This window comes from Nocardiopsis sp. LDBS0036 (assembly GCF_041228755.1).
Taxonomy (GTDB): domain Bacteria; phylum Actinomycetota; class Actinomycetes; order Streptosporangiales; family Streptosporangiaceae; genus Nocardiopsis; species Nocardiopsis dassonvillei.
The window spans coordinates 4524390-4539283 of the sequence record NZ_CP141103.1 but is presented as its reverse complement, the minus strand read 5'-3'; the positions used below and the strand labels follow the sequence as shown (position 1 = coordinate 4539283).

General features: G+C 72.3%; 12 protein-coding genes. 10 read left to right on the top strand and 2 right to left on the bottom strand.

Annotation, left to right across the window (positions count from 1 at the left end):
- The first annotated feature begins 480 nt into the window (after positions 1-480).
- From UIS43_RS19270 to UIS43_RS19225, 10 genes are all read left to right on the top strand, one after another.
- Positions 481-1605, top strand: coding sequence for a hypothetical protein (locus UIS43_RS19270; protein ID WP_013156415.1), 1125 nt, complete (start codon positions 481-483; stop codon positions 1603-1605).
- Positions 1606-1869: 264 nt separating this feature from the next.
- A complete protein-coding gene (locus UIS43_RS19265; RefSeq protein ID WP_013156414.1) occupies positions 1870-2205 on the top strand; it encodes a hypothetical protein in 336 nt (111 codons plus the stop codon).
- Between the two features lie 35 nt (positions 2206-2240).
- Complete coding sequence (locus UIS43_RS19260; RefSeq protein ID WP_013156413.1) at positions 2241-2531, top strand: WXG100 family type VII secretion target; 291 nt, start codon at positions 2241-2243, stop codon at positions 2529-2531.
- A 14-nt stretch (positions 2532-2545) separates the two neighbouring features.
- Positions 2546-2890, top strand: a complete 345-nt coding sequence (locus tag UIS43_RS19255; protein ID WP_013156412.1) for a hypothetical protein — start codon at positions 2546-2548, stop codon at positions 2888-2890.
- Between the two features lie 74 nt (positions 2891-2964).
- Positions 2965-5238: a serine/threonine protein kinase gene (locus UIS43_RS19250; protein ID WP_370011136.1), complete on the top strand. Its 2274-nt coding sequence runs from the start codon at positions 2965-2967 to the stop codon at positions 5236-5238.
- Between the two features lie 182 nt (positions 5239-5420).
- Positions 5421-6350, top strand: a complete 930-nt coding sequence (locus UIS43_RS19245) for an AEC family transporter (protein WP_013156410.1) — start codon at positions 5421-5423, stop codon at positions 6348-6350.
- A 234-nt stretch (positions 6351-6584) separates the two neighbouring features.
- On the top strand, positions 6585-8495 hold the full coding sequence (locus tag UIS43_RS19240) for a serine hydrolase domain-containing protein (protein WP_370011134.1): 1911 nt from the start codon (positions 6585-6587) through the stop codon (positions 8493-8495).
- A 288-nt stretch (positions 8496-8783) separates the two neighbouring features.
- Positions 8784-9116: a hypothetical protein gene (locus UIS43_RS19235; protein WP_117199452.1), complete on the top strand. Its 333-nt coding sequence runs from the start codon at positions 8784-8786 to the stop codon at positions 9114-9116.
- Positions 9117-9167: 51 nt separating this feature from the next.
- A complete protein-coding gene (locus tag UIS43_RS19230) occupies positions 9168-11822 on the top strand; it encodes a hypothetical protein (protein WP_370011132.1) in 2655 nt (884 codons plus the stop codon).
- A 46-nt stretch (positions 11823-11868) separates the two neighbouring features.
- A complete protein-coding gene (locus UIS43_RS19225; protein WP_117199575.1) occupies positions 11869-12384 on the top strand; it encodes a hypothetical protein in 516 nt (171 codons plus the stop codon).
- Positions 12385-12478: 94 nt separating this feature from the next.
- Here UIS43_RS19225 and UIS43_RS19220 read toward each other — a convergent pair whose 3' ends face one another.
- Positions 12479-13891 (bottom strand): dihydrolipoamide acetyltransferase family protein, encoded by a 1413-nt coding sequence (locus UIS43_RS19220; protein WP_117199584.1) that lies wholly within the window; start codon positions 13889-13891, stop codon positions 12479-12481.
- A 21-nt stretch (positions 13892-13912) separates the two neighbouring features.
- Positions 13913-14893 (bottom strand): alpha-ketoacid dehydrogenase subunit beta, encoded by a 981-nt coding sequence (locus UIS43_RS19215; protein ID WP_013156404.1) that lies wholly within the window; start codon positions 14891-14893, stop codon positions 13913-13915.
- Position 14894: the final 1 nt, after the last annotated feature.

Here is a 14894-nt window from a genome sequence, read left to right as displayed (position 1 = left end):
TCGCGCGGTGCGGGCCTTCGCGCGGTGCGGGCCTTCGCGCGGTGCGGGTTCCACCCGGTACGAGCACGGGCCTTCGGACGGTGCCCGGCTCCACGCGGTGGCGGCCTTCCCCCGCTGAGGGTCCCGCGCGGCACCGGCCTTTCGGGCGGCGCGGATCCCGGCACGGCGCGAGGGGCCCTCACATGGCGGGAGTCCGCCGCCGTGGCCGGATGTGGCCAGGCGGACCCGTGTGGTCCACGCGCCCCGGGACGGCGTTCGCCGCCGTCCCGGCCCGGGCGGGGCCCGCGTGACGGGCCTGCCCGGCCGCGACCCCGGCGAGGCGCGGCACGGCGGCTCGGCCCCCCGGCCGGGGCGTCGTGTCGTCGCGAACCGGATAATGGGTACCGCGTCCCGGACCGAACCGCGGCGTCCCCCCGGTGATCCCACCCCGTGCCCCCGCGGCCTCCCGACCGACCCCGTCGTCCCCCGAAAGGCGGCTCCATGCGGCGCCCCCTCGCCCTGACCTCGGCAGTGTGCCTGCTCGCCCTGACCGCGTGCACCGACACGTCCGGCGGCTCCGGCGGCGGATCCGGGACCGGGGAGGAACTGGCCGAGGAGGGGCTGTCCGGCCTGGCCCTGCTGCACCGGGGCTACGAGGGCGGCGACCCGGAGACCGACCAGGTCCTGGTCTTCCACGACCCCGCGACCGGGCAGCCGCTCCAGCGGATCTCGCTGCCCGACGGCGCGGTCGATCCGATGGCCCGGGACCTGCCCGTGCACGCGCAGTTCTCCGCCGACTGGACGTACTTCGCCTACGTCACCGAGGAGCCCAACGCCGTGCAGGTGGCGACGCTCACCGATCCGCGTGAGTCCGGCGCCGAGGAGGTCTCCTACCAGCCGGTCGAGTCGGTGCCCGCCTCGGAGGGGGAGGTCCTGTCCCATCCGGTCATCAACGGCGACCGGCTGTGGTTCGTCTCCGACACCCCGCAGGACGGCGTGCCCCCGCAGGTGCTGTCGGTGCCCCTGGAGGCCCCGACGGGCACACCGAACCAGGAGGGCAGCCTCCTGATCGGCGAGAACCAGCGGCCCAGCGACTGGGCGCTGACCCCGGACGGGTCGCTGCACATCCGCAACAGCGTGCAGACCCGGCAGAGCAACGCCGCCGACGGCGGCACCCTGGTGGTGCGGGAGACGGCGGACAGCGTCGTCAACGCGACCCTCAACGTCGACGGAGGCCAGTGGCAGACCTTCGACAACTCCCTGGTCTGGGGCGGGGGCACCGCGCTGCTGCGCCCGGACGCCCCCGCCGGCGGCGGGGAGCCCCCGGCGGGCGCCTACCTGGTGGCGGTGGAGGGGCAGGGCCACACGGCCACACGGCTGCTGGAGGAGGGCGACGGGCCGGTGGTGCAGTACGCGCCCTCGCCCGAACGCGACGCGGTCCTGCTCCAGACCAGCGGGTCCTGGCACCGGGTGGACCTGGCCGAGGGCGAGGCGGGAGAGGCCGCCGAACTCTTCCCCCGCTTCCACGACTCGTCCATGGACGGCTGGCCGCTGGTGGTGCGCTGGGTGACGGAACCGGTGGCCGCGGACCCGGGCGCGAGCCCCGGCGCGGACGGCGGCCGGTGAGGGCGGCCCGGCTCCGGCCAGGGCCGGAACCGTGGCCGGAAGCGGTCAGCCGCCGCGCGTGGGGCACTGCCTGCGATCAGGCCGTTCGCCGCCCGACGACCGATGTCACAAGAAGCGCACCTCCGTTGACCGAAAGGTGCGATCCTTACTATCGTCCGTAATCTCCCCTCTTTACCGTGGCCACACGAATCCCCATGCGAACGCGGCCCGAGACGGAAATGAAGAGGCGGCCCCTTCCGCCCCCAACTCCCGGGAAAGGCACAGATGTCCCACGCCGGTCTTGAAAACGTCAACAGCCTCGCGGTCGGCGGTGAGCAGCTCGGACAGGAGTCCGAGGGCATCCGCACCCAGATGAACCAGCTCATCCAGGACATGAGCAACGACGCCGACGCCCTCCAGGGCGAGGCCCTCGCCCGTTTCCGCGAGGCCCGCGAGCAGCTCACCGAGCGCTTCGACGAGCTGATGTCCTGGTGCAGCCAGAACGGCATCAAGCTGAACGAGGGCCAGGGGCAGTTCAACATCACCGACTCCGACTCCAGCTCCGACTACTCCCAGGCCGGAAGCGACCTCGGCGGCCTCTCCCGCCCGGTCAACGCCTGAGTCGTCCCCCCACGCTCTCCCCAGAAAGGTTTCCCATGAGTCAGTTCGACGTGTACGGCGACGTCGCGGGCCTCCAGGGCCTGGCCGAGGACCAGCAGGCCCACCTCGGCCGCTTCTCCGCCATCATGAGCCAGATCAACGAGCAGTCCGAGAGCACCGTCAGCCAGTGGGAGGGCTCGGGCAGCGCCCAGTTCCAGGCCAAGGCCACGGAGTTCGACACCCAGTTCTCCGAGGTCAACGCCGCCTTCGCCAAGGTGATCGCGGCGACCAGCAACACCGCGGACAACTACGGCAGGCTGACCCGCTACCTCGACGGACTGTTCTAGTAGGCTGAGCGGCGATGTCGTCCCCATCCCCCGCGTCCGCCCCGGCGGACCCGGATCCGCAGCTCCCCGAGGCGTTCCACTACACGCCCAACGAGGAGAAGTACGTCCTCCAGGCGGACGCCCTGCGGCACCGGCAGCTGCGGTCGGCCCTCATGTACGGTTCGAGCCGGTACTGGCGGCGGCGGCAGCAGGTGTGGCCCGCGGTGATCGGCGGGCTCATCCTGGTCGCGCTGATCTGCGGGGTCATCGCCCTCATCGGGGCCTTCGGCAGGCAGCAGGAGGTCAACGAGGAGCGCGGTTGGGGCGCCCGCCAGCAGACGTTCCAGAGCCCGGCCACCGGGGCGCCCTCGTCTCCGTAGCGCCCGGTGCCGCCCTCCCCGCCGCCTGACGGGGATCCTCCACACCACGAACACCACCAGGGGGTCGCTCTCCCATGTCCGGCTCCGAGCACGCCGCCTGGGCGCCCGGTTACGGCAACCCGGCCCTGCTCCGCCAGGGGCGCCGCGCCCGGATCGTGAGGGCCACGCGCTCCACGAGCGGTGCCGACGTCGTGCTCAAGGTCCTGCCCGAGCACCTGGGGCGCGCCGAGCTGAACCAGCTGCGCGAGCTCAGCGGGGTTCCCGGTGTGGTCCCCCTGCTGGACGCGGGGACCACCGCCGAGGGCGACCTGTTCGTGGTGCTGCCGTTCTACGCGGACGGCTCCTTCGGCGACATGCTCGCCCGGAGGGGACCCGCTCCGGTCCAGGAGGCGGCGGCCGTCTCTCGGAGTGTGGCGGCCGCGCTGGGGTCGATGCACGGGCGCGGGCTGCTGCACGGGGACGTGTGCCCCGGCAACATCCTGCGTGCGGGCCGGACACCGGTGCTGACCGGTTTCGGTTCCGTCCACCGGTCCGGGGAGGCCCTGCCCCCGCCCGACCCGGCGACGGAGTCGTTCCTGCACGCGGCGCCCGAGGCGCTGCGGGGCGAGCCGCGTACGCCCGCCTCCGACGTCTACCAGCTGGCGTCCACCGTCTGGACGATGCTGGTGGGGTACACGCCGTTCTCGTCGACGGACGGAACGCCGTTCGACCCCCGCGGTTACGCCGAGCGCGTCCTGACGCAGGACCCCAAGCCGGTTCCCCGCGCCGACATCTCCCGCAAGCTGCGGGGTGTGCTCACCCGCGCGCTGGCCAAGCTGCCCGAGGAGCGCTTCGCGACCCCGGCGGCGTTCGCCTCGGCCTTCGAGCAGGCGCGCACGTCCCGGCCCGCCACGACGCTGGGCGCGACCGGCGGCCAGGAGCCCCTGAGCGGTGCGCAGGCGCCGATGTCGGGGCCGCAGGTCCCCATGTCCGGCGCCCAGACGCCCATGGAGGACTTCCAGCCCCCGACCACGGACACGCGGACCCCGCACACCGGACCCCAGCACCCGACGGCACCGCCCCAGGTGCCCGTGTCCGGCCCCCAAGCGCCGATGAGCGGACCCCAGACGCCCATGTCGGGGCCGCAGATCCCCATGTCCGGCGCCCAGACGCCCATGGAGGACTTCCAGCCCCCGACCACGGACACGCGGACCCCGCACACCGGACCCCAGCTCCCGCCTCCGCCGTACGCCGCTGGCCCCCAGCAGGACGCCTACACCCCCTGGACGGGCCCCCGGACCCCTCCCCCGGCGCCTCCCGGACCGCAGACCCCGCCCGGCACGGACACCCCGCCCTCCCCCGCCCTCCCGTCCTCGGGTCCGCAGAACCCGCCCGCCACGGCCTGGTTCCGACCCTCGGGCCCCCAGACCTCGCACGCGCCCGCCGCGCCGCACGCACCGCCGCCGTTCCCCGGGGAGGCGGCCCGGCACCCGGCGACCGGACCGCAACAGCCCCGGCCGCAGCCGTCACGGGAACTCAGGCCCCGGCCCACCGGGCTGGAGGGGAGCAGGCTCCCGGCCGTCGACGCGGGCGGCACCGCCGAGATCATGATGGCCAAGCTGCGCGGCGAGGAGATCTCCGCGCTGCGCGCCTGGTCGCGTCTGGAGGGCTGGACGGGCACCGCCGAATCCTCCGCCCTGCCCGTGGACGAGTCCACGCGGACCGAGGACGACACCCCCTCCTGGGGTCCCGTGCCCGAGACCGAACAGCACCAGCCGCGGTGGCGCCGCCACCTCCACATCGCCGTGACCGTGTGCGGCATCCTCGTGGTCACCAGCGTCTCCGGGGTGTTCGCCGCGCTGGAGTCACCGGCCCCGGTCGTCGCGGCCGCCGAGCAGGAGGCCGAACCGGAGCCCGCGGCGGACGAGGAGGCCGCCGAACCGGTCGTCGACCCCTCGGCGCCGCCCGAGGTCTCCGCGCCGACCGGCGTCGTCCTGGCGGACAGCCTCAACGCCGTCGAACTCAGCTGGACCGACAACAGCGGCGGCACCGCCTCCTTCTTCGTGCTGGGCGGCCCCTTCGGCCACGAGGCCGCCACCCTGGCCCGGACCGGCCCCGGCGTGGTGACCGCGCAGGTCGCCACCGGCTACACCGGCATGGAGTACTGCTTCACGGTGATCGCCGTGGACGGCTCCGCGTCCGCCGCCGAGGAGGTCTGCACGACCCGCGCCGCGGACCGCGCCGAGGCCGAGGCCGAGCGCCTGGCCGAGGAGGAGGCCGCGGAGGAGGAGGCCGCCCGGGAGGCGGAGGAGGAGGCCGCCGAGGAGGAGCCCTCACCGTCCCCCGATCCGGAGGAGCCCGCGGAGTGAGGCGCCGCGCCGAAACCCGTACCGTCCCGGGAGGGGCCGCGTTCCGAAACCCCCGCCGCGCACGGCGAACCTCGCCTTAGACCAAAGAAGGCACACACCGGTGTGATCTGGGACGTATCGCCGGAACCCGACCTCGGATAGCGTCTTCGGGTTGTGTCGCGCGTGCGCAGTGGGGGCGCCTCTTGTCCGGGGTCTTGATCGGTTTCGGTGTCATCACCAGCATCGTCGTCATCGGCTACATGCTCGGGCGCATCCCGCTCCTCGGCCCGGGGGCCAGGGAGGTGCTCAGCAAGCTCGCCTTCTACGTGGCCAGCCCCGCGCTGCTGTTCACGATCCTGGCCGACGTCGACCTCTCCGTCCTGGTGTCCGGTCCGGTCCTGGTCAGCGTCATCAGCGTGGCCGTCGTGGCGTTCGCCTTCGTCGTGTTCGGGCTCGTCCGGCGCCAGGGCGTCGGACCGACCACGGTCGGCGCGCTCGCCTCCTCGTACGTCAACGCGGGCAACCTGGGCATCCCCATCTCCGTCTACGTGCTCGGCGACGCGTCCCTGGTCGCGCCCATCCTGCTCACGCAGCTCCTGGTCCTGGCCCCGGTCGGCCTCACCCTCCTGGACCTGGCCGACGGCGACGTGCGCGGGGTGGGCCCCGTCTTCCGGCGGGCGCTGGGCACGCCGGTCCGCAACCCCGTGGTGATCGCGTCGCTGGCGGGCGTGGCCGTCTCCGCCTCGGGCTGGGTGCCGCCCGAACCCCTGATGGAGCCCTTCCACCTGATCGGCGGCATGGCCGTCCCCGCCATGCTGCTGGCCTTCGGGATCTCCCTGCACGGCAGCCCGTTCCCCGGCCGGGGCCCCGAACGGGTGCCGATGCTGTTCGCCGTGGCGCTCAAGTCCGTGGTCCAGCCGCTGGCGGCGTGGGCCCTGGGCGCCCTGGTCTTCGACCTGGACGCCTCCAGCCTGTTCTCCGTCGTCGTGCTGGCGGCCCTGCCCACGGCCCAGAACGTCTTCAACTACGCCACCCAGTACCGCACCGGTGAGGTGATGGTCCGCGAGGTGGTGCTCGTGACCACCTTCCTCACCATTCCCGCGCTGCTCACCGTCACCTTCCTGCTGGGGTGAGCCGGGGCGGAGTCCGCCCCGGGCCGTCCCGGAGCGGCTGAGCGGCGCGTCCGGAACACCTCCCCGTGCCCGGGCATGAAGCGGGCCCGCCCCGGAGGCCGGTCGAGGAGGCGCCACGTCCGCGCGTCCGGTGGTGCAGCTGGCTGTAGTACCGGAACGCCCGTCCGCACCAGTGCTCCGAACAGCGCCGAATCCTAGGTTCGAGGGGTAGCGAAAACACCCCGGGAGCCCCTGATGCCACGAGTTCCACGCGTCCTGCCGATGCTGGCCGCACCCCTGATGATCGCCGCCGTCCTGGCGCCCGGGGCGGCCTCGGCCGCCGCCGCGCCCGGTGCCCCCACTGCCCCGCCGACCGCCCCGGCCGAGGCCGTGCCGCTCAACCCCGAGACCGCGCGGGAGTTCGTGGACACCCGCGTCGCCGAACTGCTGGAGGAGCACGGGGCGCCCGGCGTCGCCGTGACCGTCGTGGCCGGGGGCGAGCAGGTCGCCTCCGCCTCCCACGGGTACGCCGACCTCGCCACCCAGACCCCCATGGACCACACGGTCCACACGCTTCCCACCGGCTCGGTGTCCAAGTCCTTCACCGCGGCCGCCGCCCTCCTCCTGGCCGAGGAGGGGGAGATCGACCTGCACGAGGACGTCAACACCTACCTGCCCGAGGCCGCCCGGCTGCCCATGGACGGCGTCACGATGCACCACCTGCTCACCCACACCGCGGGGTTCGCGGAGGTGTTGGACTTCCCCTCGGCCGGGGACACCGAACGGCACCTGGACCTCGAGGAGGTGTACAGCACCCTCAAGCCCGAGGAGCTCTACGAGCCCGGTCGGTTCACCGCCTACTCCAACCACGGCAACGGCCTGGCCGGGTACGTCGTCCAGGAGGTGAGCGGCCAGCCCTTCGAGGAGTACGTCGCCCGGAACCTGTTCGAGCCGCTGGGCATGGACAGGAGCGCGTTCCTCCAGATCTACGACGCCCGCGAGGTCTACGAGGTCCCGGCGTTCCACCTGCCCGACGGCAGCAAGGCCGGGGACCTGCACGTCTCCCAGGCCCCCGCGGGCGCCTCCCTCGCCTCGACCGACGACATGGCCCGGTTCATGCTGGCCCTGCTGGGCGACGGCGAGATCGACGGCGAGCGCGTGCTGCCCGCCGGGGTGGCCGAGCAGATGCTGGCGAGCCAGCACGAGTCCCACCCGGAGGCCCCCGCGGTGGGCTACGGCACCTACCAGTGGCGGGGCGGGGACTCCCCGGTCATCGGCCACGCCGGCGACCTGGACGGCATGCACACCGCCTACACCCTGATCCCCGGGATCGACGCCGGGATGTTCGTCGCGGTCAACGGCGACGACTCCGTTCCGGGAAACCCCCTGGAGGACCTGCGGATGACGGTGGCCCAGGAGTTCTGGGACACGTTCGACCCGCAGGCCGCGCCGTCCGGGGAGGCCGACACCGGCGCCGACCTCGGCGCCTACACGGGCACCTACGTCAGCAGCCGCCGCTCCGCCAGCGGGCCCGGCCAGATCGTCTCCCTCTTCGACAACATGACCGTGCGCGACGCCGGGGACGGCACCCTCTCCGTCAGCGGCCCGATGGCCGCGGACGACCGCTGGCTGCCCCTCGGCGGGGGGCGGATGGCCGCGCAGAACGGCGCGGACCGGCTGACCTTCCTGGAGGAGGACGGCGAGGTCGTCGCCCTGGCCACGGACACCAACGCCACCCAGGTCTACGAGCGGACCACCCCGCTGACCAGCCCGATCACGCACGGCGTGGTCGCCGCCGCCGGACTGCTCGTCCTGTTCACCGCGTTCGTGCAGTTCCGCCGCGCACCGGACCGGTTCACCGTCCTGGCCCGGGCGCTGGCCTCGCTGACCGCGCTGAGCTGCTTCGTCGCCGTCGGACTCGTCGCGTACGGACTGTTCGACAGCCACACGCTCCAGCAGTGGATCTTCAGCGAGTCCCTCGCGCTCACCCTGCCGCTCGCCGTCGCCGTCCCGCTCACCCTGGCCACCGCGGCCGTGGCCGTGACCGCCTGGGTCAGGGGGTGGCTGCGCCCGGCCGGGCGGATCCACCTCTCCCTGGTCGTCCTGGCCGCGACGGCCGTCATCCTGACGGGGGCCCAGTACGGCTTCGTGTGGCTGGTGTCCTGAGCGGACCCGGGTCCGGAGCCCCGTGCTGGTTCCGGACCCCCCGAACCCCGGCGTCGGCTGAACAAGGAGCTAACATCCCGGGGCGAAAGGTACACATGCGGCATCTATCCAGGTAGCATCCCCACAGTTCAGGGGATCGGCGGAACTCCTGCCCCCGTCCGCGCGTCCCACCCGTCATCCGGACCCGTTCCGGCGGCCCCGACGGCCGCGGACGGGCCTTCCGTGCGGGGAGGGCGCCGTGCCCCCCTCCCCGCGGGTCCCGCGTTCGAGGAGAGAGGAGACCCCCACATGACCACCGAAGCGGGCGGCAACCCGATCGAGGGGATGCGGGGCGGCGAGTACGCCGAAACACTCGCGGCCGCCATGGCCGGACTCGCCGACGCGTTCGACCTCCTCATGGAGGACGCCGAGAGCGTCTCGGGCCACGACGACGTCAGGGCCGGGTTCAGCGCGTTCAAGGAGAACACCGCGCAGGCGCTCATCGACGTCCAGTCGCTCGGCCTGTCCCTGGCCGACAACGTCCAGGCGGGCGCCGCGGAGATCGCGCAGAACGACCTGGACAGCTCGGAGGACTTCGACCACCCCTGGGAGTCCCACCGGGACATCAACTTCGAGGGCTGACGGCTCCCTCCCCACTCCGTACCCGCCTCCCCCGCCCCTCCGAGGAAGACCGTGGCAACCTTCTCTCTCGTCTTCGTCCCCCGCGACTTCCACTACGACTCCAAACCCGTCTACGACTGCGCGGCGGACCTGGAGGTCCTCAACGCACGACTCCTCGGCCGCGCCGACGACCTCAGCGGGAGTTTCGACTCGGCCGCGGGCGAGTTCACCGACGTCATCGCCTGGGACATCCGGAGCCTGTCCGAGGAGGACCTGCAGAACTGGCGGGACGCCGCCGTCTCGATCACCTACGCGGCCTCGGTGGCCGAGAGGTGGGGGGACATCGTGAAGGCCTTCCACGAGGAGCGCGACTCCCAGGTCACCACCTGGGAGAGCAGCAGGACGGAGAAGGAGAACGCCGTCCCCGCCAAGTACAAGGACGACCACATCACCTCGTCCCACCCCCAGGCCGACGGCTTCCTCTGGACGGACTGGGGCGCGGGGGACGAGGCGCGGTGCCGGGCCCTCTACGACGAGCTCGCCACCGTGCAGGAGGGGCTCATCAGCCAGGAGCAGACCAACTGGCAGAAGCTCCAGGACGGCGCCGAGGACGTCCGGACGATGCTCGAACAGGGTCCGACCCCGGAGAACGTCCGCAAGCTCATGGACACGGGCAACGCCAACTGGGCGTTCCTCAACCTGGACCCCTCCCGCTACTCCTCGCTCATCGACGACAGCGAGCTCACGCCCGAGAACGCCGAGCAGTACGCCGACGAGCTCGCCGCCTACTGGTCCGGTGACAAGCCGCTGGACGACCGCTACCACGAGATGATGCTCGTGCTCACGATGGTGGGGACCGGCGCCCGGCAGAACCAGCAGGACGGCACGGAGCTCAGCCCCGAGGAGATCGCGTTCCTGGAGGAGTTCTACGCCCAGCTGGAGGAGCCCTACCGCAGGGACGGGGTCGGGGCGGGCATCATGGTCTACCCCGACCTCATGAACGAGTCCGGCATGAGCGACGAGGAGCGGGAGGACGCCCTCGGCGTCCTCGGCAACGGGCTGCTCGCGCTCTCGGACCCCGCGCTCGGCGGAGGGTACGACAACCTGCCCGAGAGCTTCCGGTACGCCGTCGAGGGCTCCTGGATCAACCCCGACGCCGAGAACAAGCTCCCCGGCACGCCCGTGAGCATGGGGATGGACATGAAGGCGCTCTCCGCCTTCATGGAGCACACGGACGAGGGACTCCAGGGCGGCTACGGGCTGTCGACCAACCTGCACCTGACCACCGGCGCGTTCCTCGACGCCTGGGGCGACGACCCCGACCCCGACGGGGTGCTGCCCGACTCCGAGCAGGTCTCCCACATCATCGACGTGGCCAGCCGCAACACCGACGCCAACTACTACATGCTCACCGGCGAGCACATCGACACGGAGGAGGGCGTCGACCACGGCGACGAGGACCTGCGCACACGGGCGCTGGAGGGCACGCTCACCCACGAGTGGCACGACGACGGCCGCACCGCGCGCCAGCTCACCGACTGGCTGGCCGAGGACATCCACAGCGAGGACCCCGACGTGCGCCAGCGGGCCGGGGACGGTTTCGCCGGGTTCATGGAGACCATCACCGAAGCGGAGATGCACGAGGCCCTCGTCAACACCGGCGTGGACGTGACCGAGGGAGACAACGAGTACTCCGACGCCTCGTTCACCCAGTTCAACGGGGAGCTGGCCGACAGCCTCGCCGACGTCTTCGACGCGCACATCTACAGCTTCGCCAACACCGACATCCTGGATCTGAACGAGAACCCCGTGACGGGCATCGGGGACTTCGATCCGGAGACGGGCACCGTGCGCCTGGGCGCCGAGGAGCGCGCCCTGTACATGCAGCTCCTCGTGGGCAACGACGAAACCGCCGGACGCATGGTCAACACGGTGGACGTGTACAAGCAGTTGGAATCCATCGCGTTCCTGGAGTCCGGCAACGAGGCGACCGCCGCGCGCGGCGCCGGACAGCTCCAGGGGCTGTTGGAACGCGCCCTGTACCTGGACTCGGAGGACCGGAGCGCCGACCTCGACAAGACCATCGAACGCAACACGCAGATCGCCGAGTTCGTGGTGGGCGAGGCGGGAAAGCTCTCCGACAAAGTCCCGGTCATCGGCAGGGCCCTGTCGACGGGGATGGGACTGGCCAAGGAGAGCATCGTGAACGCGATCGTGGACGGCGAGTACGAGGTCTCCCCCCGCCACCCCGTCCACACCGGCGAGGAGAGCACCACGCGCGCCTTCCAGGCGGCGACGTTCGACTTCCTCGCCCACAGCGCCCCCGGGGCGTTCGACGGCGTGGAGCGGGGCCACCTCAGGGCGCTGGTCGACGGTGGTGCGCTCACCATCGAGCGGAACGGCGTGGTGCTCAGTGCGGCCGACCTCCCCAACGACTTCGTCATCGACGACTCCGTCACGATGAGTTTCGAGACGGACCCCAACCGGTGGCGGAACAACGAGGACGACGCGCTCTCCGGGATGGACGACGCGCTCAGCGCCGTCATGGACAGCACCACCGTCGACATCACCTACGAGGACGAGTACGGGTACCCGGTCGATCACAGCACGCCCGCCCACGAGGGAGTGGAGCAGTTCACCGACCAGTACATGGGCGGCTACCAGGAGGCGGAGACCTACTTCGGAGGCGGACTCGAGACGTTCGGGAACCCGCCCGGAGGCTCGTGACCCGCGTGACCGCCACCGCCACCACCCCACCCGTTCTGGAGGCCCTGTGACACACCGTGAAGGCCGTGCGCCCGTCTTCCTGGCGGTCCCCCTGTCCGCGTGCCTGGCCCTGGCCGCGTGCTCCGCGCCCGAATCCGAGCCCGGACCGGTGGGAGGCCCTCCGGCGGACCGCGTCTCCCGCTTCTGGGTAGAACGGGAGGCCATGGTGCTCACCCTCGACCGCATGCTCGCCGAGAACGGCCCAGAAGAGGTCGTCGCGGACATCGGCGGCAGCCGGGACAGGCTCCTCGAAAGCGGCGTCCTCCAGCAGACCGGGGACGGATACGCCGTCGAACCCGACAAGGACGCGTGGCGCGCCGAGGGGGTCGACGGCACCGCGAGGATCGATGACGCCCTCATCGACGCCATGGAGGCCAACGAGGTCACCTGGTGCGGGGAGCCCGTGAACGGCGACGAGTTCGTCGACGCCTACATGGACGAACACTGGGAGACCCTCGACACCCAGGAGGAGTACACGGCCAGCGTCACCGACTACGTCGACTGCGGGGACGGAACCCCGTAACCCTCCTTGGGCCCTCCGGGGACGGGCTCCCCTCACGGAAGGGGGCCGGTGCGTCGTACGCGCACCGGCCCCCTGGCCCGCTCTCCGAAAGCCCCTAGCCCCAGGCCAGGGCGGTCAGCTCCGGGTCCTCCAGCGCCGTGCCGATGTCGCGCAGCACCTTGGAGCCCAGCTCCCCGTCGACCAGGCGGTGGTCGAAGGACAGCGACAGGGTCGTCACCTTGCGGACCTTGAGCTTGCCCTTGTGCACCCAGGGCATGTCCCGGATCTGCCCGAAGGCGAGGATGGCCGCCTCGCCCGGGTTGAGGATCGGGGTGCCCGCGTCCACGCCGAACACGCCGACGTTGGTGATGGTGATGGTGCCGCCGGACATGTCCGCCGGGCTGGTCTTGCCCGCCCGGGCGGTCTCGGTCAGCCGCTTCAGCCCCGCCGCCAGCTCCGGCAGGGTCATGGCGTCGGCGTCCTTGATGTTGGGCACCACCAGGCCGCGCTCGGTGGCCGCCGCGATCCCCAGGTTCACGTAGTCCTTGACCACGATCTCCTGGTTCTCCCCGTCCCAGGAGGCGTTGACCTCCGGGTGCCGCCGGACCGCCATGAGCAGGGCCTTGGCGACCAGCAGCAGCGGGGACACCCGCACGTCGGCGAAGTCGGGCCGCTCGCGCAGGCGCGCGACCGCCTTCATCGTCCTGGTGACGTCCACCTGGAGGAACTCGGTGACGTGCGGAGCGGTGAACGCGCTGTCGACCATCGCCGCGGCCGTGTGCTTGCGCACGCCCTTGACGGGCACGCGCCGCTCGCGCGCGGTGCGGTCCACGGCCGCCGCGGGGGCGGCCTCCGCGATCCCCGCGACCGCCGCGGCCTCCGGACCCCCCGGAGCCCGACCGACCGCGGCCCGCACGTCCTCGCGGGTGACGACGCCGTTCTCCCCCGTGGGGGTGACCGACGCCAGGTCCACGCCGAGGTCCTTGGCCAGCTTGCGCACCGGCGGCTTGGCGAGCGGGCGGCCCGGCGCCCGCACCGGGGCGGGAGCGGGGGCCGCCCGCGTCTCCCGCACCGCGGGCGTGCCGGCGGGCGCGGGCTCGCTGACTCGCGGCACGGGCGGCGACACCGGGGCCGAGGGGCCAGGGCGGCGGCGCGGGCGGCGCTGGGTGGAGGCCGCCTTCTCGCCGTAGCCGACCAGCGGCTTCTCCCGCTCCTCGGAGTCCGCCGACGGGGCGGCCTCCGGGGCGGAACCGCCGGAGCCGTCGTCCACGGTGATGATCACCGCGCCGACCTCCACGGTCTGGCCCTCCTCGGCCAGCAGCTCGCGTACCGTCCCCGCGAACGGGCTGGGGAGTTCGACGACCGCCTTGGCGGTCTCGATCTCGCAGATCATCTGGTTGACCTTGACCTCGTCACCCGGCTTGACGTACCAGGAGAGGAGTTCGGCCTCGACCAGGCCCTCCCCGACGTCGGGCAGCTTGAACGACTGCACTCCGCCGACGGCGGGTTCGTTCTTGGAAATCGCCATGTCCTTCGGTTTCCCCGATCCCTAGTACGCGAACGCCCGGTCGACACCGTCCAGAACCCGGTCCAGGTCCGGCAGGTAGTGCTCCTCCAGCCGGGACTGCGGGTAGGGGGTGTCGAACGCGGCCACGCGGATGACCGGCGACTCCAGGTGGTAGAAGCACTCCTCGGTGACCCGGGCGGCGATCTCCGCGCCGGGGCCGCCGGAGAGGGGGGCCTCGTGGGCGACGACCAGGCGCCCCGTCCTCTTCACCGAGGCGAACAGGGTCGGGTAGTCCACGGGGGACAGCGAACGCAGGTCGACGACCTCGACGGAGTGGTCGGTGTCGGCCTCGGCGGCCTGGAGCGCCGTCTTGACCATGGGCCCGTACGCCAGGAGGGTCACGTCCGTGCCGGGACGGACCACGCGCGCGGCGCCCATCGGGGCGGCCTCGGCGATGGACGCCTCGGTGTCGACCTCGGCCTTCTCGTAGTAGCGCCGCTTGGGCTCCAGGAAGATCACCGGGTCGTCGGAGCGCACGGCCTGCTGGATCATCCAGTAGGCGTCCTCGGGGTTGGCCACCGACACCACACGCAGCCCGGCGGTGTGGGTGAAGTAGGCCTCCGGGGACTCGCTGTGGTGCTCGACCGCGCCGATGCCGCCGCCGTAGGGGATGCGCATGACCACGGGCATGCTGAGCGTGCCCGCCGAGCGGCGCCGCATCTTGGCCAGCTGGGTGAAGGTCTGGTTCGCGGCCGGGAAGAAGAAGCCGTCGAACTGGATCTCCACCACGGGGCGGTAGCCGCGCATGGCCATGCCGATCGCGGTGCCGACGATGCCGGACTCGGCGAGGGGGGTGTCGATGACCCGGTCGGCGCCGAAGTCCTTGTACAGGCCGTCGGTGACCCGGAAGACGCCGCCGAGCCTGCCGACGTCCTCGCCCATGACCAGGACCTTGGGGTCGTGCTCCATGGCGGCGCGCAGGCCGGCGTTGATGGCCTTGCCGATGGTGAGGTTGGTTCCCATG

What these genes read in the sequence shown, in the direction of transcription:
- UIS43_RS19260 (WP_013156413.1), top strand. Translation starts at nt 2,241, where the DNA reads ATGAGTCAGTTCGACGTGTACGGCGACGTCGCGGGCCTCCAGGGCCTG.
- UIS43_RS19235 (WP_117199452.1), top strand. Translation starts at nt 8,784, where the DNA reads ATGACCACCGAAGCGGGCGGCAACCCGATCGAGGGGATGCGGGGCGGC.
- UIS43_RS19265 (WP_013156414.1), top strand. Translation starts at nt 1,870, where the DNA reads ATGTCCCACGCCGGTCTTGAAAACGTCAACAGCCTCGCGGTCGGCGGT.
- UIS43_RS19250 (WP_370011136.1), top strand. Translation starts at nt 2,965, where the DNA reads ATGTCCGGCTCCGAGCACGCCGCCTGGGCGCCCGGTTACGGCAACCCG.
- UIS43_RS19240 (WP_370011134.1), top strand. Translation starts at nt 6,585, where the DNA reads ATGCCACGAGTTCCACGCGTCCTGCCGATGCTGGCCGCACCCCTGATG.
- UIS43_RS19270 (WP_013156415.1), top strand. Translation starts at nt 481, where the DNA reads ATGCGGCGCCCCCTCGCCCTGACCTCGGCAGTGTGCCTGCTCGCCCTG.
- UIS43_RS19255 (WP_013156412.1), top strand. Translation starts at nt 2,546, where the DNA reads ATGTCGTCCCCATCCCCCGCGTCCGCCCCGGCGGACCCGGATCCGCAG.
- UIS43_RS19215 (WP_013156404.1), bottom strand. Translation starts at nt 14,893, where the DNA reads ATGGGAACCAACCTCACCATCGGCAAGGCCATCAACGCCGGCCTGCGC.
- UIS43_RS19220 (WP_117199584.1), bottom strand. Translation starts at nt 13,891, where the DNA reads ATGGCGATTTCCAAGAACGAACCCGCCGTCGGCGGAGTGCAGTCGTTC.